The organism is Bradyrhizobium sp. CCBAU 11386, assembly GCF_028128955.1.
In the GTDB taxonomy this organism is placed as follows: domain Bacteria; phylum Pseudomonadota; class Alphaproteobacteria; order Rhizobiales; family Xanthobacteraceae; genus Bradyrhizobium.
In genome coordinates, this window is sequence record NZ_LBKA01000235.1 from 62810 (window position 1) to 86859 (window position 24050).

Annotated in this window: 23 protein-coding genes; 9 read left to right on the plus strand and 14 right to left on the minus strand. The window is 64.9% G+C overall.

The window, feature by feature from the left end:
- Positions 1–25: 25 nt before the first annotated feature.
- The 8 genes from gltA (at position 26) to XI09_RS24280 (ending at position 8489) form a co-directional block, all read left to right on the plus strand.
- The gene (gltA, locus tag XI09_RS24245; protein ID WP_271569097.1) at positions 26–1330 is read left to right on the plus strand and encodes a citrate synthase; all 1305 of its coding nucleotides are present in this window, start codon (positions 26–28) and stop codon (positions 1328–1330) included.
- A 101-nt stretch (positions 1331–1431) separates the two neighbouring features.
- Complete coding sequence (locus XI09_RS24250) at positions 1432–2133, plus strand: hypothetical protein (protein WP_271569098.1); 702 nt, start codon at positions 1432–1434, stop codon at positions 2131–2133.
- A 172-nt stretch (positions 2134–2305) separates the two neighbouring features.
- Positions 2306–3484: an ROK family transcriptional regulator gene (locus XI09_RS24255; RefSeq protein ID WP_271569099.1), complete on the plus strand. Its 1179-nt coding sequence runs from the start codon at positions 2306–2308 to the stop codon at positions 3482–3484.
- Positions 3485–3542: 58 nt separating this feature from the next.
- Positions 3543–4829, plus strand: a complete 1287-nt coding sequence (locus XI09_RS24260) for an ABC transporter substrate-binding protein (protein ID WP_271569100.1) — start codon at positions 3543–3545, stop codon at positions 4827–4829.
- On the plus strand, positions 4826–5755 hold the full coding sequence (locus tag XI09_RS24265; RefSeq protein WP_271569101.1) for a carbohydrate ABC transporter permease: 930 nt from the start codon (positions 4826–4828) through the stop codon (positions 5753–5755). Before XI09_RS24260 ends, XI09_RS24265 begins: the two co-directional genes overlap by 4 nt.
- Positions 5748–6605, plus strand: coding sequence for a carbohydrate ABC transporter permease (locus XI09_RS24270; RefSeq protein ID WP_271569102.1), 858 nt, complete (start codon positions 5748–5750; stop codon positions 6603–6605). Before XI09_RS24265 ends, XI09_RS24270 begins: the two co-directional genes overlap by 8 nt.
- A gap of 10 nt (positions 6606–6615) precedes the next feature.
- Entirely contained in the window at positions 6616–7725 is a 1110-nt protein-coding gene (locus XI09_RS24275) for an ABC transporter ATP-binding protein (RefSeq protein WP_271569103.1), read from the plus strand.
- Positions 7722–8489 carry an SDR family NAD(P)-dependent oxidoreductase gene (locus XI09_RS24280; RefSeq protein ID WP_271569104.1) on the plus strand — a complete coding sequence of 256 codons (768 nt, stop codon included), beginning with the start codon at positions 7722–7724 and terminating at the stop codon, positions 8487–8489. The genes XI09_RS24275 and XI09_RS24280 overlap by 4 nt, the downstream gene beginning before the upstream one ends.
- Positions 8490–8607: 118 nt before the next feature.
- On the opposite strand, the gene lpxB is transcribed toward XI09_RS24280, so the two are convergent.
- From lpxB to lpxA, 3 genes are read right to left on the minus strand one after another with little or no spacing between them, the layout of a single operon-like run.
- Positions 8608–9786: a lipid-A-disaccharide synthase gene (gene lpxB, locus XI09_RS24285; protein ID WP_271569105.1), complete on the minus strand. Its 1179-nt coding sequence runs from the start codon at positions 9784–9786 to the stop codon at positions 8608–8610.
- Positions 9783–10640, minus strand: coding sequence for an LpxI family protein (locus XI09_RS24290; RefSeq protein ID WP_271569117.1), 858 nt, complete (start codon positions 10638–10640; stop codon positions 9783–9785). The genes lpxB and XI09_RS24290 overlap by 4 nt, the downstream gene beginning before the upstream one ends.
- Before the next feature lie 19 nt (positions 10641–10659).
- Positions 10660–11451, minus strand: a complete 792-nt coding sequence (lpxA, locus tag XI09_RS24295) for an acyl-ACP--UDP-N-acetylglucosamine O-acyltransferase (protein WP_271569106.1) — start codon at positions 11449–11451, stop codon at positions 10660–10662.
- Positions 11452–11626: 175 nt separating this feature from the next.
- On the opposite strand from lpxA, the gene XI09_RS24300 reads away from it, so the two are divergent.
- Positions 11627–11950, plus strand: coding sequence for a KTSC domain-containing protein (locus tag XI09_RS24300; protein WP_271569107.1), 324 nt, complete (start codon positions 11627–11629; stop codon positions 11948–11950).
- A 25-nt stretch (positions 11951–11975) separates the two neighbouring features.
- Here XI09_RS24300 and fabZ read toward each other — a convergent pair whose 3' ends face one another.
- From fabZ to XI09_RS24355, 11 genes are all read right to left on the minus strand, one after another.
- Positions 11976–12437, minus strand: coding sequence for a 3-hydroxyacyl-ACP dehydratase FabZ (gene fabZ / locus XI09_RS24305; protein WP_092181072.1), 462 nt, complete (start codon positions 12435–12437; stop codon positions 11976–11978).
- Positions 12434–13501 (minus strand): UDP-3-O-(3-hydroxymyristoyl)glucosamine N-acyltransferase, encoded by a 1068-nt coding sequence (gene lpxD / locus XI09_RS24310; protein ID WP_271569108.1) that lies wholly within the window; start codon positions 13499–13501, stop codon positions 12434–12436. Before lpxD ends, fabZ begins: the two co-directional genes overlap by 4 nt.
- Before the next feature lie 137 nt (positions 13502–13638).
- Positions 13639–16161, minus strand: coding sequence for an outer membrane protein assembly factor BamA (gene bamA, locus XI09_RS24315; RefSeq protein ID WP_271569109.1), 2523 nt, complete (start codon positions 16159–16161; stop codon positions 13639–13641).
- 177 nt (positions 16162–16338) lie between these two features.
- A complete protein-coding gene (gene rseP, locus XI09_RS24320) occupies positions 16339–17490 on the minus strand; it encodes an RIP metalloprotease RseP (protein ID WP_271569110.1) in 1152 nt (383 codons plus the stop codon).
- A 44-nt stretch (positions 17491–17534) separates the two neighbouring features.
- On the minus strand, positions 17535–18758 hold the full coding sequence (gene dxr / locus XI09_RS24325; protein ID WP_271569111.1) for a 1-deoxy-D-xylulose-5-phosphate reductoisomerase: 1224 nt from the start codon (positions 18756–18758) through the stop codon (positions 17535–17537).
- A gap of 4 nt (positions 18759–18762) precedes the next feature.
- Positions 18763–19605 (minus strand): phosphatidate cytidylyltransferase, encoded by an 843-nt coding sequence (locus tag XI09_RS24330; RefSeq protein WP_271569112.1) that lies wholly within the window; start codon positions 19603–19605, stop codon positions 18763–18765.
- The gene (locus XI09_RS24335) at positions 19602–20360 is read right to left on the minus strand and encodes an isoprenyl transferase (RefSeq protein WP_092181053.1); all 759 of its coding nucleotides are present in this window, start codon (positions 20358–20360) and stop codon (positions 19602–19604) included. Before XI09_RS24335 ends, XI09_RS24330 begins: the two co-directional genes overlap by 4 nt.
- Before the next feature lie 10 nt (positions 20361–20370).
- Complete coding sequence (gene frr, locus XI09_RS24340; protein WP_271569113.1) at positions 20371–20934, minus strand: ribosome recycling factor; 564 nt, start codon at positions 20932–20934, stop codon at positions 20371–20373.
- 67 nt (positions 20935–21001) lie between these two features.
- On the minus strand, positions 21002–21718 hold the full coding sequence (gene pyrH / locus XI09_RS24345; RefSeq protein ID WP_027545778.1) for a UMP kinase: 717 nt from the start codon (positions 21716–21718) through the stop codon (positions 21002–21004).
- 58 nt (positions 21719–21776) lie between these two features.
- Entirely contained in the window at positions 21777–22700 is a 924-nt protein-coding gene (tsf, locus tag XI09_RS24350; RefSeq protein ID WP_271569114.1) for a translation elongation factor Ts, read from the minus strand.
- A gap of 133 nt (positions 22701–22833) precedes the next feature.
- Positions 22834–23829, minus strand: a complete 996-nt coding sequence (locus XI09_RS24355) for a 30S ribosomal protein S2 (RefSeq protein ID WP_092181044.1) — start codon at positions 23827–23829, stop codon at positions 22834–22836.
- Positions 23830–24050 lie beyond the last annotated feature (221 nt).

Consider the following 24050-nt stretch of genomic DNA (forward strand, 5'->3'; position numbering starts at 1 on the left):
TTTCACCATACATCGGGGACCTACGATGGACGCAAAAGCAAGCAATAAGACCGCCACGCTGACGGTCGGAAACAAGAACTACGATCTCCCGATCCACAGCGGCAGCGTCGGGCCTGATGTCATCGATATCGGCAAGCTCTACGGCCAGTCGGGCCTGTTCACCTACGACCCGGGCTTCACCTCCACCGCGAGCTGCCAGTCTAAGATCACCTATATCGACGGCGACGCGGGCGTGCTGGAATACCGCGGCTATCCGATCGAGCAGCTCGCCGAGAACGGCGACTTCCTCGAGACCTGCTATCTCCTGCTGTTCGGGGATCTCCCGACCGCCGCGCAGAAGAAGGATTTCGACGACCGCGTGATCCATCACACGATGGTGCACGAGCAGATGGCCCGCTTCTTCCAGGGCTTCCGCCGCGACGCCCATCCGATGGCGATCATGGTGGCCGCAGTCGGCGCGCTCGCCGCGTTCTATCACGACTCCACCGACATCAACGATCCCAAGCAGCGCATGATCGCTTCCATGCGCATGATCGCGAAGATCCCGACCCTGGCGGCGATGGCCTACAAGTACACCGTCGGCCAGCCCTTCGTGTACCCGAAGAACTCGCTGAAGTTCGCCGAGAACTTCCTGCACATGTGCTTCGCCGTGCCGTGCGAGGAGTACAAGATCAACCCGGTGCTGGCTGACGCGCTGGACAAGATCTTCATCCTGCACGCCGACCACGAGCAGAACGCCTCGACCTCGACGGTGCGCATCGCCGGCTCCTCCGGCGCCAACCCGTTCGCGTGCATCGCCGCCGGCATCGCCTGCCTCTGGGGCCCGGCGCATGGCGGCGCCAACGAAGCAGCCCTTGCGATGCTCGCCGAGATCGGCAGCGTGGACAAGATCCCCGAGTTCATCGCCAAGGTGAAGGACAAGAACAGCGAAGTCCGCCTGATGGGCTTCGGTCATCGCGTCTACAAGAACTACGATCCGCGCGCCAAGATCATGCAGAAGATGTGTCACGCCGTGCTCAAGGAGACCGGCCATGGCGACGATCCGATGCTGAAGGTGGCGATGGAGCTCGAAAAGATCGCGCTCAGCGACCAGTACTTCATCGACCGCAAGCTCTACCCGAACGTCGATTTCTATTCGGGCATCACGCTGAAGGCGATGGGCTTCCCGGTCTCGATGTTCACCGTGCTGTTCGCGGTCGCCCGCACCGTCGGCTGGATCAGCCAGTGGAGCGAGATGATCGAGGATCCGCAGCAGAAGATCGGCCGTCCGCGCCAGCTCTACACCGGCGTCACCCGCCGCGACTACGTCGCGATCAAGGATCGCAAGTAGGACTATAGCCAACACGGCTTTCGAAACGGCGCCATCTCGCGATGGCGCCGTTTTTATTTGGCAGGATACCGAGAACAGCTGGCAAAGCGCAGGGCGAGCCGATGCGGATCACGAACCCGGTGGATGGCTGGTTGCAGGTCGTGACCTGTTCGCCGTTCCCCGATGCGGCCGGCGAGATGGTGCTTTATCCCCGGTGCGACATTGATGGGGTCGTCACCGCGGAGCGCGTCGCGGCGACTGCGGTGCGGTACAGCGGTTATGACGTTCCCAAGCCGAAATGGCCGCACCCCGGGACGGTGCTTCCCGTCACCGTGGACCTCGCTGATCCCACACGGTTCAGGATCGAATGGGATTTGGTGCCGACCGGACGAGAAGCTGCCGAAAGGCTCGCGGAGCATTTGCGCGGCGAGCAGGCCGACCCGTCCAGCCACCGGCCGTTTCCCCGCGTCTGGCGCGAGGTGGAGCACTCGGCATCGTCGCCGGCGCTGGTCAATGGCCTGACGCCGCAGCAGATGGAGATCGCGCTAGCCGGTGGCGCCGCAGCCCTCGGCCTGGTCCCGACCACGGCCAAGGTGATGACCGCGCACCAGGTGCAACCGAGCAGCGCGCCGGGCGGGACGTGGGACATCGCCCTCGCGGTGAACGACCCCAACGGCGGACCGGGTTGGGAAGCGGTCACACGCATGTCATTCAGCAGCTCGAGCCGACGCGAGAACCGAACCGCCGCCGGGAACGAGTTGCCTGTCCTGGTCGACCCGGACAACCGCAAACGGATCATCGTCGACGTCGCACGTCTTGCCTGAGCGGTGTCGCTCCCCTGCGCTGCCGACGACCAAAGCAGTGGCGTCGAGCGTGGATTGCGATCCGATCTTGCTGCCGCGCACAACAACAAGTCGATGTATCGCGCACCAAGCGCCTTGACAGGCGAAACGTTCCGCGCGCAAATTCTTACACTAAGTAAGAATGACGATAGGGATGGAAATGCCGGAGCAGCCGAGAAGTCGGCGGCAGACGCGCGCTGCCATTTTGACTCATCTGCTTCAGTCGGGCGGTTCGTTTCGCCCGCCTCTGGCCAAGGCGGTGCGCTTGTCGGAAGCGAGCCTGTCGCGCATCCTGTTTGATCTGAAGGCCGAAGGCCTGATCGAGGAGGTGCGGCGCCCTGCGCCTTACGTCGGCGGCCCGACGGGCCTCGTGTCGCTCGATGGTTCGGTGGCGCTTGCGGCCGTCGAGCTGACCGGCCAGTGGCTCAGCGTCGGCGTTGGAACAATGTCCGGCGAGTTGCACCATACGGAGCGTGTGGCGCTGCCGGAAAAGCCCACAATCGAGTCCGTCGGCCGGGTGTTTCGCGAAGCGTTGACATTGCTGCGCGACTGGACGCGGCGCCGCCGCATCACGCTTGCACAGATCGGCGTCTCCATTCCGGGCCTCGGCCGGCTGAGCATATCGACCAATCCGATCATTCCCTGCGACGTCGGGCGTATCAGCGCCATGCTCGGCCAGATGTTTGCCGGCGTGCCGGTCGAGTTCACCAATTCGGTCGTCGCCCACGCCACCTTTCACCGCTGCCGCAGGGAGAACTATCCGTTCAGCGGTGCGCATCTCTTCGTCTTCGTCGGCCAGGGCGTCGCAGGCACCTGGGTGGACGATCCGACCGAAGCCGATGCCCTCCAGCCGGTCGAACTCGGCCACATGGTGTTCGGCACCGACGGACCGCGTTGCCGCTGCGGCCATCACGGCTGCGTCGAAGCCTATACGTCGCTTCCCGCCCTGGCCGAGCTCCTTGGTGTTTCCGAAGCCGAATTGCTTCAGCTCGGCAACGATTGGGTGACTGCGATCCCGCTCTCAGCGCGCGTTCGCCAGGAACTGCGCCGTCGGCTGTTCCGGCTCGGGCTTGCGATCGGCAACACGCTGAACGTCAAGCCATGTCGCGGCGTTGCAATCAGCGGCTGGCCGTCGCTGCTTGCGGAGGATGATCGGAAGGCGCTGGTCGACGGCATCGACGCCAGCCTGCTCGGCGGCCCGCAGCATGCGCAGGTCTCGCTCGCTTTCGTGCCGCCGTCGAACGGCAATGATCCGCGGGCCGCGCTGGCGTTCGCTGCTTTCTGCCTCGCTTGCCGCGGCGGTATGCCCGCCGCATCGACGGAGGCCGCCTGAGATGCCCTGAAGCTGCGCGGCTCTCGCGCAAAAAAGTTCACACCGGGAGGAACTTGCCATGCCGATCACAACAACAAGGCGCCGTCTGCTCGCTGGAACTGCTGCCGCGCTCGCGCTGCCGGCATTTGCCCGCGCCCAAGGCGCAGTCAAGCCGCGCCTGACCGCGATCTCGCAATGGTCCGCCGGCAGCGACGGGGCGGCCATCACGGCGCTCGGCAAGAAATTCGAGGAGAAAGGCGGGGTCTGGCAACACTCGCCCGTCCCCGGGTTCACCACCGAGATGATGAACAAGCTGCGCGCTCAGATCATTGCCGGCGATCCGCCGGCCTGCTCGCAGCTCAAGGGCCCCGAGATTGCGGCCTGGTCGAAGATTGCCCCGACCGTCGATCTCGACGCCCTCGTTGCTGCCGCCGGCTACGAAAAGGTAGTCGCTCCGGACCTTGCCCGATTGCATAAGCCGGGGGGCAAATGGATTGCACTGCCGTTGCAGATCTACAGCACCAACATGCTGTTTCTCTCCAAACGTGCGATGGACAAAGCCAAGGCCGACAAGATCCCCGTCACCTGGGCTGACTTCAACGATCTCGCCGAGAAGATGAAGGCTGGCGGCGTCACCTATCCCATCGCCAACGGCGGCACCCGGCCCGACGATGGGCAGAAATTCGAGGCCTCTCTGGCGGGCATCAGTCCCGCCGCATACCGCGCAGCCATCATGAATCTCGACAAGAAGGCCCTGGAGGGTCCCGAGATCAAGGCCGCCTTTGCACAGATGCGCAAGATCACCCAATGGATGGACCCCAATGTCGGCGCCCAACCCTATGCCACCAACCTGAAGCGCTTCATCGACGGCGACATGGGCATGATGATCATGGGCGGGTGGGCGCAGGGCGTGTTGCGCAACGCCGGTTTCAAGTTCGACGACTTCATGATCGCGCCGGGCCCCAGCGACAATGGCAAGCCGGTCTTCCTGCTGAATGCCGATGCCTTCATATTCTGGCAACGCAAGGAGCCCGACCTGCAGGCCGGTCAGATGCTGATGGCCCAGCTCGTCATGGATCCGGCGATCCAGACCATGTATTCGCAGATCACGGGATCGATCCCCGTGCGCACCGATGTCGATCTTTCAGGTGAAGGCTGGTCGGACGGTCAACGGCGGACTGCTGCAGCTCTGAAAGACGCCGTCTCCAATAATCAGGCCGTCCTGAGCCTCGCGCACAACATGGCGCAGGAAAACGGCCTGACCGCCGCGATAATCGACGTGCTCACCGAATACGCCAAGAACAAGACGATTACGCCGGAGCAGGCGGTCACCCGCCTCGCCGAGGCCGTCGAGGGTTCGCGTTGACCGACGCCGTCTCCACAGAAGCGCGGCCCGGCCGGCGGGCGATATCAGGCGCGGTCGGCCGGCTGCCAGAGTATCTGATGATCTGGGTGCCACTGCTATTGTCGGCCGCGCATCTCATTTCGTTTTCGCTTTGGACGATCTGGATTTCGTTCACGCCCTCCACTCTTGTCCCGGTCTCGGGTTGGGTGGGTCTACGTAACTACACGGCAGTCATGTCGTCGCGAAACTGGCAGATTGCCTTCGACAATCTGCTGCTGTTTGGCAGCGCTTTCGTGCTGCTGAGTTTGATCACCGGCCTCATGCTGGCGATCCTGCTCGATCAGCGCATTCGCGGCGAGAACGTGCTGCGATCCATCTTCCTGTACCCCCTGGCGGTGTCGTTCGTCGTCACCGGCACGGTCTGGAGCTGGCTGCTCAATCCCGGCATCGGGATCCAGAAGCTCGTCCACGATCTCGGCTGGACCTCCTTCCGGTTCGACTGGCTGGTCGACCGCGACATGGCGATCTGGACGATTGTGATCGCTGCGATCTGGCAATCCTCGGGCTTCGCCATGGCGCTCTTCCTGGCCGGCCTTCGCTCCGTCGACGCCGACATCATCAAGGCCGCGCAGATCGACGGCGCTGGACCGATCCGGACCTATTGGCGCGTCATCCTGCCGACGCTCTGGCCGATCACCATCACCGTCGTCGTCGTCCAATTGCAGTTCGCGATCTCGGCCTTCGACCTCGTCCGCGCGCTCACCAATGGCGGGCCCGGAATTGCGACCCAGCTGCCGGCCCTTGTCGTCTACGATCTCATGTTCCAGCGCGGCCAACTCGGCCGGGGTGCGGCGGCGGCGGTGCTCATGCTGCTCATTCTTCTCGCGGTGCTGCTGCCCTATGCAGCGTGGCGTTATGCCCAGCGACGGCGGGCGACCCATGCGTGACCGAACCTTCGCGCCGGGCCGGATTCTGATCTATCTCATCGTTTCATTGATGGCGGCTGCCTATCTCGCGCCACTGGCTGTTGTGGTGCTGAACTCGCTCCGCACGAACGAGGAGATCGCCCAGGCCTCGATGATCGGCTGGCCGAAACAATGGGCCTGGAGCAACTATCTGACTGCCTGGAGCGGTTTCTGCGTCGCCGAGACCTGCGCCGGCATCCGGCCCTACGTGCTGAACTCCGCGCTCGTCACGATCCCAGCGACGATTTTCTCGACCATGCTGGGTGCGATCGCCGGTTACGCCGTGTCGCTCTGGCGCTTTCGCGGCGACAACTGGATCTACGGCATCGTGACCCTTGGCCTCTTCCTGCCCCAGCAGATGCGCCTGCTTCCCTGGACCATCGTGCTGCGAGACACCGGCCTCATCAACACGCTGACCGGTCTCGTGCTGATTCACACGATCCAGGGGCTCTCCTTCACCACGCTGTTCTGCCGGAACTACTATGTCGCCATTCCCCATGAATTGATCAGGGCCGCGCGCATCGATGGCGCCGGGTTCTTTCGTATCTTCTGGCGCATCATTCTGCCGCTCTCGGCGCCCATCCTGATCGTCACCGTGATCTGGCAGTTCACGCATATCTGGAACGAGTTCCTCTACGGCGTGACCTTCACGACCGGCCAGCAGCAGCCCGTCACGGCCGCTCTGATCGCGCTCTCCGCCGCAATCGCCGATATCCCGCAGCATGGCGTGCAGAGCGCCGCGGTGATCATCGCAGCCCTGCCCACCTTGTTGATCTATCTGTTCGGCGGCAGGTATTTCGTACGCGGCCTTACCGCCGGGGCTGTGAAATGATGGATTTGTCATGGCAGCACTAAGCATTCGCGCCCTGTCCAAGCGCTACGCCAACCTGGAAGTGCTGAAAGGGATCGATCTCGATATCGAGAGCGGCGAGTTCACCGTGCTGGTCGGACCGTCCGGCTGCGGCAAGTCCACGCTGCTCAACATCGTCGCCGGGCTCGACCGTGCGAGCGCGGGAACGATCGAGATCGGCGGGCGCGTCGTCAACGACGTCCCGCCAAAGGACCGCGACATCGCCATGGTGTTCCAGTCCTACGCGCTCTATCCCTCGATGACGGTGCGCCAGAACATCACCTTCGGCATGGAATGCCGCCACGTACCGAAGGCGGAGCAGGAGAAGGCGCTGACGAACGTGGCCCGGCTGCTCCAGATCGAGCCGCTGCTCGGCCGCAAGCCGTCGCAACTGTCCGGCGGCCAGCGCCAGCGCGTGGCGATGGGCCGGGCGCTGGTGCGCGATCCCCTGCTCTTCCTGTTCGACGAGCCGCTCTCCAATCTCGATGCCAAGCTGCGCGTCGAGATGCGAATGGAGATCAAGCGCCTGCACCAGCGCATCGGCGCCACCATCGTCTACGTCACCCACGACCAGATCGAAGCAATGACGATGGCGACCCGGATCGCGGTGATGCATCAGGGCAGCGTGCAGCAGTTTGCCGACCCTGACACCGTGTACCGTTATCCCGCCAATCTGTTCGTCGCCCGCTTCATGGGCTCACCGCCCATGAACACGATGCCTGCACGGCTCGAGGCCGACGGCGACGGGCCGGTGGTCGTGATCGGCGCGGGGCGACCGGACGAGGTTCGTCTGCGCCTCCAGGGATATGACGCTGCGGCGCCCTTTGTCGGCCGCGAGGTCGTGTTCGGGATCAGGCCGGAATGCATCGCCGAGGGCGGCCGCGTCTTCTCGGGCAATGCGCCGGTTCTCGTGACGGCACCGGTCGAGATGATCGAGCCGACCGGCGCCGAAACCATCGTCCTGTTGCGGCTTGGCGGCGAGCCCGCACAGGCGCGCCTCTCGCCGGACGTCCGCCCCGCGCCGGGCGCCCCTGCCCCCTTCGCGCTCGACACCCGCCGCATCTGCCTGTTCGACCCCGAGACGGAGCGACTGATCGCATGACCCAGACGAGCTATGCCGGCCTCGCGGACCGCGTGGTGCTGATCACCGGTGGCGCCAGCGGCATCGGCGCCGCCTTCGTGCGAGCCTTCGCGGCCCAAGGCGCCCGCGTCGCGTTTCTCGATATCGACGAAGCGGCCGGCGGGTCGCTGGCCGCGGAGGTGGCGGCCGCGTCCGGCACCGCACCATTGTTCGTGCCCTGCGATCTCCTGGACATCGACGCCATGCGGGACGCGATCGGGCAGGTCCACCGGTCGCTTGGCAATGCCGCGGTCCTCGTCAACAATGCCGCCAACGACCAGCGGCAGGTGCTGGCCGAGGTAACGCCATCCGAGTTCGACTGGATGATCGGCGTCAACCTCAAGCACGTCTTCTTCGCCGCACAAGCCGTGGTGCCGCAGATGCAGGCGCGCGGCGGCGGCTCGATCATCAACATGTCGTCGATCGCCTGGATACGCGGCGCGCCGGCGCTGCCGGTCTACGCTGCGGCAAAGGCGGCGATCGTCGGCTTCACCAACTCGCTGGCGCGGCTGGTCGGTCCCGACCGCATCCGCGTCAACGCCATTGCGCCCGGGATGGTGATCACCGAACGCCAGCGCCGGCTGTGGTATCCCGACGAGCAGACCATCGCCGAAATTCGCACGCGTCAGGCCATTCCGGATGCAGTTACGCCCGACGACATCGCCAACATGGCGCTGTACCTCGCCTCCGATGCAAGCCAGCGCATCACGCGCCAGTGTTTTCAGGTCGACGGCGGCTTGGGTTAGAGCGTGATCCGGAAGAGTATCGTAGGGTGGGCAAAGCGCAGCGTGCCCACCATCTCTGCGCCACCGAGAAAGGCATGGTGGGCACGCTTTTACTTTGCCCACCCTACAAGACCGTCGTCTACCGCCGCCCCTTCCGCATCGTCGCGAGCACGACGTCGGCGGCGAGCACGCTCGGCGACTTGTTGCCGGTCGACATGGTGGTGTCGAGCCGGGCGAAGGCTTCGACTTGCCGCTCGCGCAGCGGCGTCTCCGTCAGCACGTCGGCGAGCGCCGGTGCGAGTTTCTCCGGCGTGCAGTCTTCCTGCAAAAACTCCGGGATGACGTCCTCACCGATCACGAGATTGGCAAGGATCACCGAGGAGACGCGGATCGCACGGCGCAGGATGAAGGCCTCGATGGCGCCGACGCGATAGGCCGTCACCATCGGAATGCCCGACAGCGCCAGCTCCAGCGTGACCGTGCCGGACTTCGCCAGCGCAGCGTGCGCGATCCGGAAGGCGGTGCGCCTCTCGGCCTCGCCGATCACGATCTGGGGCTTGACCGGCCAGCTCGCGATGGCTTCGCGGACGGTGGCTTCGAGATGCGGCATGGTCGGCAGCATCAGCTCGAACGCGCGCCCCTCCGCCTGCAACCGGCCGAGCGCCGCGCCGAACACCTCGATATGATGCCGGATCTCGCTACGGCGGCTGCCGGGCAGCACCAGCAGCACCGGCGGTTCGCCGTCGCGGCGCTTCTGCTCCTCCGCATTCGGCCGCAGCGAGCCCAATTGCTCGATCAGGGGATGGCCGACATAGCTGCATGGCGGCCCGCCGAGCTTGCGGTATTCCTCCGGCTCGAACGGCAACAGGCCGAGGACATGATCGACATAGCCGAGCATGGTCCGCGCCCGTCCCGGCCGCCAGGCCCAGAGCTGCGGCGAGACGTAGTCGACGATCGGAATCGCAGGATTGCGCGCTCGCACGCGCCGGGCGACGCGATGGGTGAAATCCGGGCTGTCGATGATGACGAGCGCATCGGGCGCAGCCTCCAGCACGGCGTCCGCGGTCTCGCGGATCAAGCGCAGGATCTTCGGCAATTGCTGCACCACCGCGGCGAAACCGACGATCGACAGCTCCTCGATCGGAAACAGGGTCTCGAGCCCCTCGCGCGCCATGGTGCGGCCGCCGACGCCCTCGAACTGCACGCCGTCGCCGAGGCGCTGGCGCAGCACCTTCATCAAGGCGCTGCCGAGCCGGTCGCCGGATTCCTCCGTGGCGATCAGGAAGATCTTCCGCTTGGGATCGCGCCCCTGCATCACGCCGGCAGGCCGATGATGAAGAGGTACTTGGCGTCGGCGAGCGCGATCATCGCCTGCGGCTCGGCGGCGATGGTGTTGCCGGCGATCACGGCGATGCCGGCAAGGCCGGCTCCGGCGACGCCCTCGATGGTACGCGGGCCAATCGTCGGCAGGTCGAAACGCAGATCCTGGCTGCTCTTTGGGGCCTTCACCAGCACGCCGCGGCCCGTCGCCGCGCGAATGCGGCCCTCCTCGCGCAGCCGCGCGACGCGCGCGAGCAGCGCGTCGGTGCCCTCGATATCCTCGACCGCCACCACATGGCCGTCGATCACCACGACAGCCTGGCCGATGTCGAACAGCCCGAGCGCGGTCAGGACCGCGCGGCCGCGCTCGATGTCGGTCTTGCTGGTGTCACTCGGCCAGGCGCGGCTGATGCAGCCCTCGGGCATCAAGAGGTCGGGCGCAACGTCCTTGATCCCGACCATGCGAAAACCGCCTTGTTCGAGAATGCGCCCGACGCCGGACAACAGATGATCGTCGCCGCCGCGAAAGGCGCGGATGACATTGCCGAGCAGCCGCAACGTCGTGAAGTCGAACCGGATCTCCGAGAGCGAAGGCCGCACCAGGGTGCCGATGAAGATCAGGTCGCGGCAGCCTTCCTCGCGGAACAGCCGCATCGCGCGCCCGAGCTGGCCGACCGAGATCCAGCGGTGGCGGAATTTCTCCACCTGCACCGGATCGCAGGCGCCGCGCAGCGGAAACAGCACCGGCGCGATGCCGCGCGCGGCGAGCGAGTCGGCGACCGCAAACGGCATGGCGCCGCCGCCTGCGACCACGCCGACCGGCGATGAAATCCCTGCCGCCGCCGATGTCATGTCCGCGGCCATCGCAGGTTCACTTCGCAATGGCGGGAAGACAGAGCGGACGCTTGCCCTTGCCGATGAAGCCGAGGATCTCGGCAATCGCCGGATCCTCGCCGGCGAGCGGCCTGGACGCTTCGAGCCGCTCGGCAAAGGTGCCGGGGCCGTGGAAGAGTTTCTGGTAGAACGCGCGCACGGTCGCAAGCCGCTGCTTGGTGAACTTGCGCCGCTTCATGCCGATCAGGTTGAGGCCCTCAAGCACGGCATACTGGCCATTGACCAGCCCGAACGGAATGATGTCGTCGCGTACGCCACACACACCGCCCACCATGACCTGCGGCCCGATGCGCGTGAACTGGTGCACCGCGGACAGGCCGCCGATGAAGACGAAGTCGCCGATCTCGCAGTGACCGCCGAGCGTCGCCGAGGTCGCGAAGATCACGTCATTGCCGACATGGCAGTCATGGCCGACATGGCTGCAATTCATGAAATAGCCGCGATCGCCGACCGTGGTGATGCCGCCGCCGGCGACGGTGCCGGCATTCATGGTCACGGATTCGCGGATAGTGCAGCCCGAGCCGATCTTGAGCTTCGTCAGCTCGCCACGGTAGCTGAGCGACTGCGGTGGCGTGCCGAGCGAGGCAAAGGGATAGATGGTGCAATCATCGCCGATGGTGGTCTGCGCCGTGACATGCACATGTCCGATCAGCTTGCAGTTCGCGCCGATCACGGCATTGGGGCCGATGATGCAGTAGGGACCGATCTCGGTACCCTCGCCGATCACGGCGCCGTCCTCGACCCGTGCGGTGGGATCAATCTTGCTCATCAAGCAATCTAACTCGTCAAGAAGGTCTGGTTATGTGTTGAAGTCGCTCGGTTTTCCGCTGGTTAGCCCGACTATGCCCGATCTGTCCAGTGACGTATCATCTCGGCGTGTTTCACGTGCCGGATGAGGCGGCCTTCGCGACCCATCAACACGTTCATGCGGAGCTTCAGGTATCGTGGTCAGGGCCCTGGCAATGCTGCTCGCACAGCTGGCGACCGCACCGGTCGTCTCCGAGACGGTGGAGACCGGCGGACACCGCCCCATCGACCTCGCGACATTCGAATGCCGCGACATCACCCGCAGCACGGTGCTCCAGCGCGTCTGCTACGACCGCGCACAACAGGATCTGATCGTCGCGATCAACGGCGCGTATGATCGCTATTGCGGCGTGGATCCCGATACGGTCGACGGCCTCCTGGGCGCGCCGTCCATGGGCCAGTTCTTCAACCGGAATATCAGACGCGAGGCAGCGGGCAGCCGCTACGATTGCGGCGCGTGAGCCCGCCGTGCGGGCCGTAAGCCGCTCAGTCCGTCAGCATGGCGCCGACGTCGGCTTCCGCGACGACCTGGCCGTTGACCTTGGCGTCGCCGTGAAACCACCACATGGTCTTGCGGCGGCCGAGCGAGCGCATGTGATACTCGATGGTATCGCCGGGCAGCACGGGCTTGCGGAACTTGCACTTGTCGATCGTGAGGAAATAGACCGCGCGCGGTTTCTCGGTGCCCTCGACCGACTTGATGCCGATCACGCCCGCCGTCTGCGCCATCGCCTCGATCATCATCACGCCGGGATAGACCGGGCGCTCGGGGAAATGTCCCTGGAAGGCCGGCTCGTTGAAGGTGACGTTCTTGATGCCGATGCCGCTGTAATCGGCGCGGATGTTGATCACGCGGTCGATCAGCAGCATCGGAAAGCGGTGCGGCAGCGTCTGGAGGATCGCGTTGATGTCCACCAGCTCGAACCTAACAGGTGATTCCTCCGTCATTCCCGTCCCTCGTCCTTCGGATCGGCCTTGCTGTCGCGTACCAGGCGCTCCACCGCGATGATCTCCTTGAACCACTGCTTGGTCGGCTTGGCAAAGAAACCACCCCAGCGTCCGTTCGGCGGGATGTCGTCCTTGACGCCGCTCATCGCGGTGACCTGGGCCCCGTCGCCGATCTTGAGGTGATTGTTGATGCCAACCTTTGCTCCCAGCGCCACGTTGTCGCCGATGGTCAGACTGCCGGCCAGCCCGATCTGGGCCGCCAGCAGGCAATTCCGGCCGATCGTCACATTGTGGCCGATCTGGACCTGGTTGTCGATTTTGGTGCCCTCGCCGATCACGGTGTCGCGCAGGGAGCCGCGATCGATGGTGGTGCCGGCGCCGACCTCCACATTGTTCTGGATCAGCACGCGCCCGGTCTGCGGCACCTTCAGGTGCCCCTCGGGGCCGAAGAAGATGAAGCCGTAGCCGTCCTGGCCGATCGAGCAGCCCGGGTGGATCAGCACGTTGTTGCCGATCAGCGCGCACTGGATGGCGGTGCGGGCGCCGACATTGCAGTCCCGGCCGATCTTGACGCCGGGGCCGATCACGGCGCCGACGCCGACCACCGTGCCGCTGCCGATCTCGACATCCGCACCGATGACCGCCAGCGGGTCGACGACCACACCGTCCTCGAGGCGCGCCGTGGGATCGATGATGGCCGACGGCGCGATGCCGTCATTGCCGACCCAGGATTGTGGCCTCAGCGCGTCGCCGTGCCATTCCCGCGCGATCCTGACGAAGGCGCGGAACGGCTGCGCCGCCCGCAGCACGGCCACATGCGCGGGCACCTGGGCCTCGAAGCGCGGGCTGACCAGGCAGGCGCCCGCTCTGGTCGCCTTGAGCTGATCGGCATATTTGAGGTTGTCGAAGAACGCCAGATGCATCGGGCCGGCTTCGTCGAGCGAAGCCAGGCCCGTGATGACGTGATCGCCCCTGGAGGGGTCGACCAGCAGCGCCTTTGTCAGCGTGGCAATATCGACCAGCGCCGTCGCAGGCGGCTTTGTGAAGAAGGTCGGCTGCGCCATTCCACCCCGTCGCGGTCCGGCTTCGGCATGAAGCGGCCAAGCCGCATCATGCCTTATCTCCCGGATTGAGCACGATCTTATTGGAGACCGGCCCCAAGGGAAACCCAAGGGGGCCGGATCATGCCCTGCTGATCGAATTAGAACGAGGTGCCGCCGCCGAACCGGAACTCCTGCGTGCGGTCATACTTGCCCTTGCTGAGCGGCACGGCGTAGTCGAAGCGCAGCGGACCGAACGGCGACTGCCAGATCAGGCCGACACCGACCGACGAGCGGATCACCTTGCTGTCGTCGTAGACGAGGCCGGTACAGGTGCCCGTCGACGACGGATTGACGGTCGACGGAATACAGCCAGGCGCGTTCACTTCGTTGGTCAACGTCCAGCTCGTCGGTCCCTTGTAGTCATACAGGCCGCCGGCATCGGCATAGACCGCGCCCTTCAGACCCACTTCCTTCGGCAGGAACCAGAACGGCATCTGCAATTCGAACGAAGCGCCCCAGTACTTGGTGCCGCCGAGCGCGTCCTGCGTACCGAAAGGATTCAGATCGCGCGGGCCGATGCCGTTCGGAGAGAAGCCGCGGACGAGGTTCGGGCCCATCTGGAACTGGTCGAGCATTCGCAGATCTTTGCCCATCTTGGTCAGGACGCCGCCCTGGAGATGGACGAGACCGACGATATCAGACACCAGCGGGGCGTAGTACTTTCCGTCCGCCGCGGTCTTCAAATAGCTGACGTCGCCGCCGACGCCGGCGAAATCCTGCCGGAAGTCGATGAGCAGGCCGTCGGTGGGGTTCTTGTTGTTGTCGAGCGTGTTGTAGGTCAGCGTATAGCCGAGCGCCGAGGTCAGGGTCTTGCCGTTGGCAAGCTCCTTGCGCACCGGCAGCGAGGCTTCGCCGTCGTTGTAGCAGCCGAGGCCGTTGGTCGAGGCAAGGCTGATGCCGTTGGCGGCCGCATAGGCCGGGCTCGGGTTGAAGGCCGCCGAAGTCGGATCGTTGTTACAGTTCGCTAGGTAGGACGGCAGCGTGATTTCCTGCCGATAGATCGAATAGCGCAGCTGGAGCGACAGATCTTCGCGCAAGGAGAAGCCGAGACGCGGCGAGAAGCCGAGCGTCTTGGTGCCGTAGGAGATGTAGCTGTTGGACAGCTGCTGGCGCTGATAGAGGTCGAGGCCGAGCGCGACGCGGTAGTCGAGCAGGTACGGTTCGACGAACGACAGCGAATAGCCGCGCGCGTACTGGCCATAGGTCACCGACGCCTTGGCGAACAGACCGCGGCCGAGCAGGTTGCGTTCAGAGATCGAGACTTCGGCGAGCGCGCCGTCGGTCGTGGAGTAACCGCCCGAGACCGAGAAGTCGCCGGTCGATTTTTCTTCCATGTCGACGACCAGAATAACGCGGTCGCTGGACGAGCCGGGCTCCGTCGTGATCTTCACGGTCTTGAAATAGTCGAGGTTCTTCAGGCGCCGCTCGGCACGATCGACCAGTGCGCGGTTGTAGGCATCACCCTCGGAGATGTCGAACTCGCGACGGATCACGTAGTCGCGCGTGCGGGTGTTGCCGCGCAGGTTGATGCGCTCGATATAGGTGCGCGGGCCCTCGTCGATGTTGAACACGACGGAGACGGTATGCGCCTCGAAATTGCGGTCGCCGCCGGGACGGACCACGGCGAAGGCATAGCCGCGGCGCGAGGCCTCGATCTGCATCTCCTCGACCGACTTCTCGACCGCTTCGACGTTGTAGAGCGAGCCGACATTGACGCGCGAATAGGCGCGCATCGAGCTCGGGTCGAAGTTCGGGATGCTGGAACGGAAGTCGAGCGCACCGACGCGGTATTGGGACCCTTCCTCGATCTTGAAGGTGACGTTGAAGCCCTTCTTCTCCGGATCGTATTCGGTGAGCGCGGCCACGACCTGGACGTCGGCGAAGCCATTCTTGAGGTAGAAGCGGCGGATCAGATCGCGGTCGGCCTCGACGCGGTCGGGATCGTAGATGTCGCCGCTGCCAAGGAAGCTCAGCAGGTTCGATTCGCGCGTCTTGATGACGTCCCGCAGGCGGTAGGACGAGAACGCGACGTTGCCGACGAAATCGATCGACTTGACGCCGGTCTTGGCGCCCTCCTCGATCGTGAAGATGAGATCGACGCGGTTGTTCGGCTGCTCGATGACCTCGGGCGTGACGCGGACGTCGTAGCGGCCGGAGCGGCGGTAGATTTCGGCGATTCGCAGCGTGTCGGACTGCACCATGGCGCGGGAGAAGGTGCCGCGCGCCTTGGACTGGACCTCAGCGGTGAGCTGCTCGTCCTTGATCTTCTTGTTGCCCTCGAAGGCGATGCGACCGATCACCGGGTTTTCCACCACGGAGACGATGATCTGGCCACCGGCGCCGCGGTTGATCTTCACGTCCTGGAACAGGCCGGTCTCGATCAGCGCCTTGAGGCCGTCGTCGATGGCGCCCTGATCCAGGCGACCGCCCGGACCCGGCTTGAAATAGGAGCGGATCGTCTCCACCTCGACACGGCGATTTCCCTCGACGGAAATCGACTGGACGGTCTGCGCAAGCGCAGACGATGACACAAAAGCTGCCCCAATCGGGGCAACCACCGGCGCGCCGAACATGATCAGGGTGGCAAGCAAGCCCCCCCGGAGTCGCAGTCCAAACTTCATTGCGCAACGCGCCCTTATCATTCCGTGCCAGACCCAACCCCAACGCCGGTCCGGAGATTCCCCAAGTTCAGAGCCGCTTGTAGCCAATTTCACCGACGCCGCAAACGGCCGAGCGCGCCGCAATTTCAATTTCATTCCAAGACGTTGCTCAACAGCAACGCCTCAAAAAAGCCCCTATCAAGAAGCCGCCATCCGCAGGATGTCGTTGTAGGTCGCAAACACCATCAACATCAGCACCAAACCAAGCCCGATTCGGAACCCCATCTCCTGCGTCCGCTCGGACAGGGGCCGGCCGCGGACCACCTCCGCCGCGTAGAACATAAGGTGACCGCCATCCAGCAGCGGGATCGGGAACAAGTTCAGAAGGCCGATCGACACCGACAGCACCGCGCAGAGATTGATCACGAACTGGAACCCGGCGCTGGCCGCCTGCCCCGACATCTTCGCGATTCCGAGGACGCCACTGACCTCGTTGGGATTGCCGTTTCCGACAAACAGCGAGCCCAGGAACTTGAAGGTGCTGGTGATGATGAACCAGACCTGCTCGACTCCGATCTTGAGCGCCTCGCCGACACCGACCGGCGCGGTCGAGGCCTCACCGGCCTGGGACTTGTGCTCGACGCCCAGCACGCCGAGGCGGTGGCTGTTGCCGAACGGATCCTTGCGCTCGAGCAGCGCCGGCGTCGCGGTCAGCGACACGATTGCGCCGTCACGCTTCACCTGGAAGGCAAGCGCCGAACCGGCATTCATCGCCACGATTCGCTGCATGTCGGCAAAGCTCTCGATCGGCTTGCCATCGATCTGGACGACGACGTCCCCGATCTTGAAGCCGGCCGCAGCCGCCGCGCCATCGGCGACGACGCCGTCGACGCGCGCGATCGTGCTCGGCTTGCCGTAATACAGGGCCATGCCGGCGAAGATCAGCGCCCCCAGAATGAAATTGGCGATCGGTCCGGCCGCGACGATGGCGGCGCGCGGGCCGACCTTCTTATGGTGGAAGCTGCCGGCGCGCTCCTCGGCCGTCATGGCCGCGAGGGTCTCGGCCGACGGGGTCGAGGCCTCGCTCTCGTCCCCGAAGAACTTGACGTAACCGCCGAGCGGGATCGCCGAAATCTTCCAGCGGGTGCCATGGCGGTCGTTGAAACCGACCAGCTCAGGCCCGAAGCCGAGCGAAAAGGTTAACACCCGAACGCCCGCCCAGCGCGCGACCAGAAAATGGCCGAGTTCATGGAAGAACACGACGATGGTCAGGACGAACAGGAAGGGAATTGCGTAGCCGAGGAGCCCATGGCTCAACGTATTGAAACTATGGACGAAAAAGTCGATCATCGAATTCCCTCATCCAGCGCCGCAAGGCCCTGGCCCCGAACCATCTAGGATGCCTTTAAGGCAATTTGAGGCAATAGGGCGGCAGCTCTATTTCGAGCAACATGGTCAACGGAGATTGCATCGTCGGCGGACGTCAGGGGCGTCTGGTTCCCGCCCCGGATCCAGTCCTCCAGCGTCGCCTCGACCAGCCGGGCGATCGCGCCGAACCGGATCTTGCCGGCGATGAAGGCGGCGACCGCGACCTCGTTGGCGGCATTGTACACCGTGGTCGCCCCCTTCCCGGTCCGGAGCGAATCGTAAGCCAGCCGTAGTCCGGGGAACCGCTCGAAATCGGGCGCCTCGAAGGTCAGCTGGCCGATCTTGGCCAGATCGAGCTTGGCCGCCGGTCCCTTGATGCGGTCGGGCCAGCCGAGGCAATGGGCGATCGGCGTGCGCATGTCGGGAGAGCCGAGCTGGGCCACGACCGAACGGTCGGAGAACTCGACCATGCCGTGGATGATCGACTGCGGATGAACGAGAACGTCGATCTCGTCGGGCGAGAGCGCGAACAGATAGGAGGCCTCGATCACCTCGAGCCCCTTGTTCATCATCGAGGCGGAATCGATCGTGATCTTCTGGCCCATGCTCCAGTTCGGATGCTTCAGCGCCTGGGCGAGTGTCGCCTGCTCGATGTCGGCAGACTTCCAGGTCCGGAACGGACCGCCGGACGCCGTGATGATGACACGGACCAGTTCGTCGCGATTGCCTGAGCCGAGCGCCTGGAACAGCGCATTGTGCTCGGAATCGGCTGGCAGGATGCAGGCGCCGGCTTTCGCCGCGCGCTGCATGAAGAAATCGCCGGCGCAGACGAGACATTCCTTGTTGGCGAGCGCGACATGTGCGCCGCGATCGACCGCGGCGAGCGCCGGCTTCAGTCCGGCGGCGCCGCTCACGGCGGCCATCACCCAATCAGCCGGACGCGCACCGGCTTCGATCACCGCGCTTTCGCCGGCGCCGCATTCGGTGCTCGTACCCGCCAACGCGGCCTTGAGCTCGGCGAGCTTGGAGGTGTCGGCGATCGCCACGAAGCGTGCGGAAAACTCCTTCGCGAGCTTTGCCAGCGCTTCGACATTGCCGTTCGCCGTCAGTGCCTCGACGCGATAGCGCTCGGGAGAGGCGCGCAGCAGATCCATCGTGCTGTCGCCGATCGAGCCGGTGGCACCGAGAACCGTGACGCTGCGGACGGCAGACGCCGCAGCCTTGTTATTACGCAATGGGACCGCGCTCATATCCTCACCAAACCACAAGACCGCTTCCGGCGCTATGCACACCATGGCGGAGAAAGCCGATAATCCATGCCGCCAGGATGGCGGCGACAAAGCCGTCCAGACGATCCAGTAAACCGCCATGGCCAGGAATTAAGTGACTGGAATCCTTGACACCGAAGCGCCGCTTCACTGCGGATTCGAAGAGATCGCCGAGTTGCGAGACCACCGACAGGACGGCGCTGACGAGCAGCAATGGAACCGCCTTCCCGAGCCCGCAAGCCGCAAAGCCCGCGGCAACCGCAAGGCTGGCGGCAAAGCCGCCGAGCGCGCCGGCCCAGGTCTTCTTCGGGCTCACGCGCGGCCACAGCTTCGGTCCGCCAATGCCGCGGCCGGCGAAATAGCCGCCGATATCGGTCACCCACACCACGAGCAGCACGAACATCAGCGCGGCAAAGCCGTTCACGAGATCCTGCCGCACCAGGATCGAGGCCAGCAGCGCCGCCGATGCATAGGCGAACCCGGAGGCGGCCCAGACGAACTTGCTTCGCGCGATCAGCGTCACGATGGCGCCGCCAACGAGGCCGGTGACGACGGCGGTCTTGAGCGCGCCGAAGGCGACGCAGAAGCCCATGATGGCCAGGACGATCGTTCCAGACGCGGTCAGCGCAACGGACCCCGCGCCCACCACCATCAGCCATTCCGCGAACAGCCCGATCGACACCAGGGTGACGAGGAGCGCCCACAGCCAGCCGCCGGCATAAGCGAGCGCGATGGCAAGCGGTGCCAGCACCAGCGCTGCGAGGACCCGCATCACGAGATTGCTCGGGGCAGGCTTCGAGCCAGCCGGTGCGGTCTCGGGTTCGCTCACGAGGCGGTTTTCGCAACCAGGCCGCCGAAACGGCGCTCGCGCCTGGCAAATTCGGCGATCGCGCCTTCCAGCGCCGCCTTGTCGAAATCGGGCCAGTGGATCGGCACGAAGACGAGCTCGCTATAGGCGGCCTGCCACATCAGGAAGTTGGACAAGCGCTGCTCGCCGCTGGTGCGGATGATGAGATCGGGATCTGGAATATCGGGCGCATCGAGATGCGCGCCAAGCGTCTCGGCGTCGATCGTGGCAGGATCGCGCCTGCCTTCCGCGACCTCGCGCGCGAGCTTCTGCGCCGCCTTCGCGATCTCCTGCCGCGAGCCGTAGTTGAAGGCGACGACGAGCGTCAGGCGCGTATTGTCGCGCGTCAGTTCCTCGGCCTCGTTCAACAGCGCGCAGATGTCGCTCTCGAGCCCTTCGCGCTCGCCGATGATGCGCACCTTGACGCCGTCGCGATGCAGGCTCGCGAGATCGTTGCGGATGAAGCGCCTGAGCAGGCCGAACAGATCGCCGATCTCGCTCGCCGGGCGCGACCAGTTCTCCGAGCTGAACGAGAAGATGGTGAGATAGCGGATGCCGAGCTCGTGCGAGGCGCGCACCACGCGGCGCAAGGCCTCCACGCCGCGACGATGACCTTCAGCCCGCGGCAAACCGCGCGCGGCCGCCCAGCGCCCGTTGCCATCCATGATGATGGCGACATGCGCAGGCGCCTCGGACCGGTCGGGTCCTTCCGTTGCGGGCGCGGCGGCGTTGGACATGACGGCAGCCTCAGACGGTGAGGATTTCTTTTTCCTTGGCGGCCAGCAGCTGGTCGATCTCGGCGATCGTGCCGTCGGTCGCCTTCTGCACCTCGTCGGCATGACGCTTCTGATCGTCCTCCGACATCTCGTGATTCTTCTCGAGCTTCTTCAGAACGTCGAGGCCGTCGCGGCGGACGTGACGCGCGGCCACCTTGGCGGCTTCCGCGTATTTGTGCGCGACCTTGACGAGCTCCTTGCGCCGCTCCTCGTTGAGCTCGGGGATACGCAGGCGCAGCACCTGGCCTTCGGTCGCGGGCGACAGGCCGAGATTGGAATCGACGATCGCCTTCTCCACCGCCTTGACCATCGACTTGTCCCAGACCTGCACCGAGATCAGGCGCGGCTCGGGCACGCTGACGGTGGCGAGCTGGTTCAGCGGCATGTGGCTGCCATAGGCCTCGACCTGTACCGGGTCGAGCATCGAGGCGGAGGCGCGGCCGGTGCGCAAGCCGCCGAGCTCGTGCTTGAGGGACTGGACGGCGCCCTGCATGCGGCGCTTCACTTCGTTGAGGTCGAAATTATCCGTGGCCATCAGCTTCTCCTTCAAAATCCCGGCGACCTCACCGCGCCCCTCCCTTCAGGGCGCGCCAGATGAGCCGTCAGCCGGCGACGATGGTACCGTGGCCGATGCCACGCAGAATCGCACCGATCGAACCCGGCTCCGCGATCGAGAACACGATGATAGGCAGCGACGTCTCGCGGGCAAGCGCGAAGGCGGTCGCATCCATCACCTTGTAGCCGCCCTCGATCGCCTGCGAATGCGTCAGCCGGTCGAACCGCGTGGCGGTCGGATCCTTCTTCGGGTCGGCCGAGTAGACGCCGTCGACATTGGTCGCCTTCAGGACCGCCTGGGCGCCGATCTCGGCAGCGCGCAGCACCGCGGTCGTGTCGGTGGTGAAGAATGGATTGCCGGTTCCGCCGCCAAGCAGCACGATCCGGCCCTCGGCGAGGTATTTGTGCGCCGCAGTCCGGGTGAAGAGCTCGGAAATCTCGGGCATGACGAAGGCCGACAGCGTGCGCGCCGGCGTGCCCTTGCGCTCGATCGCCGCTTCCAGCGCGAGGCAGTTCATCATGGTGGCGAGCATGCCCATGGTGTCGCCGGTCGGGCGCGAGACGCCGCGGGAGGACACCTCGACGCCGCGCACGATGTTGCCGCCGCCGATCACGACCGCAACCTCGGTGCCGAGATGGCGGGCGGCGATCAGATCGTCCGCAACCCTGTCGACGGTCGGCTGATCGATGCCAAAACCCTGCTGTCCCGCGAGATATTCGCCGGACAGCTTGATCACGACGCGACGATAGACCGGATCAGTCATGAGCACTTTCCTTGTCCGGGCGCCGCTTCCGGCGGCACGCCGGAAGGAACGTTCCGGCTTACTTCTTGCCGCTGGCCGCAGCGACCTCGGCTGCGAAGTCGTTTTCCTGCTTCTCGATTCCCTCACCGAGAGCATAGCGCACAAAGCCCGCTATCTTCACAGTGCCACCGACCTTGCCTTCGGCTTCCTTCAGCGCCTGCGCCACCGACTTGCCGGTGTCGTGGATGAAGGCCTGCTCGAGCAGGCAGACTTCCTTGTAATAGGTCTTGAGGCCTGACTCGACGATCTTCTCGATCACGTTCTCGGGCTTGCCCTGCTGGCGATATTTGTCGGCGAGCACGTCCTTCTCGCGCTTGACGACCGCCGGATCGAGGCCGGACGGATCGAGCGCCAGCGGGTTGGCGGCGGCGACATGCATCGCGATCTGGCGGCCGAGCGCGGCAAGCTCGTCGGCCTTGCCGGGCGATTCCAGCGCCACGATCACGCCCATCTTGCCGGCGCCGTCGATGACCGCACCGTGGACGTAGTGCGACACCACGCCCTGGCTCACTTCGAGCGAAGCTGTGCGGCGCAGCGTCATGTTCTCGCCGATGGTCGCGATCGCGTCGCTGATCGCGACTTCGATGGTGACGTCACCGACCTTGGCGGCCTTGATCTTCTCGACATCGGCGCCGACGTCGAATGCGACCTGGGCGATCATCTTGACCAGACCCTGGAACTGGCCGTTGCGCGCGACGAAGTCGGTCTCGGAGTTGACCTCGACCACGACGCCCTTGGTGCCCTTGGTGAGCGCGCCGATCAGGCCCTCAGCCGCGACGCGGCCGGACTTCTTGGCGGCCTTCGACAGGCCCTTCTTGCGCAGCCAGTCCTGTGCCGCTTCCATGTTGCCGTCGTTTTCGGTCAGCGCGGCCTTGCAGTCCATCATGCCCGCGCCGGTCGACTCGCGCAGGTCCTTGACCATCGCAGCTGTGATCGTTGCCATCGTTGAATATCCTTTGTGCCTGCCGGTTTGCCGCGGCGTGGCATCCAATTGCCCCGCCGCGGTCCATCTCAGGAATTCGCGTCAACTGAAATGGTGGCCGGAGTCTATCCGGCCAACCCATCGCTCTTTTTGATTATTCCGCTTCCGCGGTCAGCGCCTTGGCCTTGGCCACCCAGGCATCCGCGCGGCTCGGCAGACCGACTTCTTCGCCGATCGTGTGCGCGGTGTCGTGGTCGAGCTCGGCCAGCTGCCAGAAGTGGAAGATGCCGAGGTCGTTGAACTTCTTCTCGATCGCGCCCGACACGCCCGGGAGCTTCTTGAGGTCGTCGGCGGTGCCGCGGGGACCCGCAAGGCCCTGGAAGCCGCTCGAGGAAGCCGCCGGCAGCTCTTCGGCGAGCGGACGGGTCGAAGCACCGATGTCGATGCCCGAATCGCCCTGGGCGCGCGAGATGCCGTCGATCGCCGCACGCGCAATGAGATCGCAGTACAGCGAAATGGCGCGGCCGGCGTCGTCATTGCCCGGCACCACATAGGTGATGCCCTTCGGGTCCGAATTGGTGTCGACGATCGCGGCAACCGGGATGTTGAGGCGCTGGGCCTCCTGGATCGCGATGTCTTCCTTGTTGGTGTCGATCACGAAGATCAGGTCGGGCAGACCGCCCATGTCCTTGATGCCGCCGAGCGAGCGGTCGAGCTTGTCGCGCTCGCGCTGAAGCGTCAGGCGCTCCTTCTTCGTGTACGAATTGGCTTCGCCGCCCGAGAGCACGTCGTCGAGATGACGCAGGCGCTTGATCGAGGCCGAGATCGTCTTCCAGTTGGTCAGCGTGCCGCCGAGCCAGCGCGAATTGACGAAATACTGCGCGCAGCGCTTGGCAGCGTCCGCGACGCCGTCCTGCGCCTGGCGCTTGGTGCCGACGAACAGGATGCGGCCGCCCTTGGCCACCGTGTCGCTGACCGCCTGGAGGGCATGGTGCAGCAACGGCACGGTCTGGGCGAGGTCGACGATGTGGATGTTGTTGCGGGTGCCGAAAATGAACGGAGCCATTTTCGGATTCCAGCGGTGAGACTGGTGACCAAAGTGCACGCCAGCTTCCAAGAGCTGACGCATGGTGAAATCGGGTAGCGCCATCGTTATAATTCTCCGGTTGGTTCCTCCGGAAGCGTGTGAGCAAAACGGAGCGTTGTCGCCCCGGCTGCCACCGGACGGCCTTGTGAGCCATGCTTCCGTGTGAGATGGCGCGCTATATAGCGCGATTTCGGCCAGAAGCAAGGAAATAAGGGCCCATTCGCGGGCGGTTTTCGCCCGCGAATGGCCCCCTTCCGTAAAGCCCGCGCCACGCCCCAGCGCCT

Coding starts and splice junctions, on each gene's coding strand:
- gltA (WP_271569097.1), top strand. CDS start 26: ATGGACGCAAAAGCAAGCAATAAGACCGCCACGCTGACGGTCGGAAAC.
- XI09_RS24250 (WP_271569098.1), top strand. CDS start 1,432: ATGCGGATCACGAACCCGGTGGATGGCTGGTTGCAGGTCGTGACCTGT.
- XI09_RS24255 (WP_271569099.1), top strand. CDS start 2,306: ATGGAAATGCCGGAGCAGCCGAGAAGTCGGCGGCAGACGCGCGCTGCC.
- XI09_RS24260 (WP_271569100.1), top strand. CDS start 3,543: ATGCCGATCACAACAACAAGGCGCCGTCTGCTCGCTGGAACTGCTGCC.
- XI09_RS24270 (WP_271569102.1), top strand. CDS start 5,748: ATGCGTGACCGAACCTTCGCGCCGGGCCGGATTCTGATCTATCTCATC.
- XI09_RS24275 (WP_271569103.1), top strand. CDS start 6,616: ATGGCAGCACTAAGCATTCGCGCCCTGTCCAAGCGCTACGCCAACCTG.
- XI09_RS24280 (WP_271569104.1), top strand. CDS start 7,722: ATGACCCAGACGAGCTATGCCGGCCTCGCGGACCGCGTGGTGCTGATC.
- XI09_RS24290 (WP_271569117.1), bottom strand. CDS start 10,640: ATGACATCGGCGGCGGCAGGGATTTCATCGCCGGTCGGCGTGGTCGCA.
- lpxA (WP_271569106.1), bottom strand. CDS start 11,451: ATGAGCAAGATTGATCCCACCGCACGGGTCGAGGACGGCGCCGTGATC.
- fabZ (WP_092181072.1), bottom strand. CDS start 12,437: ATGACGGAGGAATCACCTGTTAGGTTCGAGCTGGTGGACATCAACGCG.
- lpxD (WP_271569108.1), bottom strand. CDS start 13,501: ATGGCGCAGCCGACCTTCTTCACAAAGCCGCCTGCGACGGCGCTGGTC.
- bamA (WP_271569109.1), bottom strand. CDS start 16,161: ATGAAGTTTGGACTGCGACTCCGGGGGGGCTTGCTTGCCACCCTGATC.
- rseP (WP_271569110.1), bottom strand. CDS start 17,490: ATGATCGACTTTTTCGTCCATAGTTTCAATACGTTGAGCCATGGGCTC.
- dxr (WP_271569111.1), bottom strand. CDS start 18,758: ATGAGCGCGGTCCCATTGCGTAATAACAAGGCTGCGGCGTCTGCCGTC.
- XI09_RS24335 (WP_092181053.1), bottom strand. CDS start 20,360: ATGTCCAACGCCGCCGCGCCCGCAACGGAAGGACCCGACCGGTCCGAG.
- frr (WP_271569113.1), bottom strand. CDS start 20,934: ATGGCCACGGATAATTTCGACCTCAACGAAGTGAAGCGCCGCATGCAG.
- pyrH (WP_027545778.1), bottom strand. CDS start 21,718: ATGACTGATCCGGTCTATCGTCGCGTCGTGATCAAGCTGTCCGGCGAA.
- tsf (WP_271569114.1), bottom strand. CDS start 22,700: ATGGCAACGATCACAGCTGCGATGGTCAAGGACCTGCGCGAGTCGACC.
- XI09_RS24355 (WP_092181044.1), bottom strand. CDS start 23,829: ATGGCGCTACCCGATTTCACCATGCGTCAGCTCTTGGAAGCTGGCGTG.